This is a genomic window from Mycobacterium innocens (genome assembly GCF_900566055.1).
Taxonomy (GTDB): domain Bacteria; phylum Actinomycetota; class Actinomycetes; order Mycobacteriales; family Mycobacteriaceae; genus Mycobacterium; species Mycobacterium innocens.
The window spans coordinates 1-1,138 of sequence record NZ_UPHQ01000220.1 but is presented as its reverse complement, the minus strand read 5'-3'; the positions used below and the strand labels follow the sequence as shown (position 1 = coordinate 1,138).

Below are 1,138 nucleotides of genomic sequence, written 5' to 3'. Positions count from 1 at the left end.
ATACAGTTCGGTCAGGAGGGCATCGAGGTCTGTCTTCATAACTGTCCATCGGTGCCCTCCAACCACATCCTTCACAAGCCGACACGCCGAGAGTGCAACCACTGCGGCGCCGCTCGGCGTGTCGCCGCCGCCAGTACACACTCGGCGCAGCCGATGCACACTCCGCGCGCAGTTGGGAATTACTCATCTAGACCGGGCCCTGCGCGTGGAATATGTGTTGAGGGTGCGACAAGTGAGAGCCTCGAATGGCTGAATCAATGCGCACGGCGCAACAGGCTCAACTCCAAGAGGCGGCCGCGCAGGGCGAGCAGGCGGCGGTCGAACGGGAGCGGGCCGCGAGTGAGCGCGAATCATCGAGACAGAAGGCAGCGGCTGACCTGCGTCGAGCCCTGAGCGAGGGGCCGAACGGTGGTCGCTGATCATCGCGCCGATGCGCTCAACGAGCTTGACCGCCGAGCCGCCGAACTCGACGAACGCGAGAAGGCGCTGCAACGACGCGAGGCTGCACTGGCAAGGCGCGAATGGCTCGCTTCCGAGCGGGATCGGATAGCTGCGGACCGGGACCGGGTCGCCAACGATCGCGAGTTGTCCGCCGACGAGCGAGAAAGATGCGCAGACCAACGCGAGGGCGCCGCCGCCGACCGGGAACGCGAGCGCTTACAGCGTGCCGCCGACCGGGACGAGCGGCTGCGAGCCCATGCCGCTCGGGAACAGGCCGAGATCAGGCACCAAATGGACGAGTCCGAACGACGTCGCGCTCAAATCGACTCTGCGAATAACCAACGTGACGCGGTCGAGTAAAGCCCGGCAGCCAAATTCGGGCAGGACGGCGGGCTTCCTGCTCGCCGATGTGGATCTGGCGGGCTTCGGCCAGCAGATCATCGCCGCCGTCGTCGGCCGCGCGCCGCCGGAATCAGTCGATGCGCGATGTGATGGATGTGGTCGATGACAACGGCGTTGACAGTCCGGCCGCGTCCCACCGGTTAATTAACGGTTAGGTGAAGAGCGTTGTTGCGCCACGACGCGTGGAAAGGAGTCGTCATGTAGGAGGCGGCTGTCTGAAAGTGCTTGCTGCACAGGAGATGAAGGTTTTGTGGCCCTTCGGCGTCGTCCTTTCGGGGGATGGCGTCAAACCACC

General features: G+C 64.6%; 1 protein-coding gene. It reads left to right on the top strand.

Annotated features, from left to right (window positions below):
* Positions 1–408: 408 nt before the first annotated feature.
* Positions 409–801: a hypothetical protein gene (locus tag EET03_RS20875; protein WP_075543014.1), complete on the top strand. Its 393-nt coding sequence runs from the start codon at positions 409–411 to the stop codon at positions 799–801.
* Positions 802–1,138: the final 337 nt, after the last annotated feature.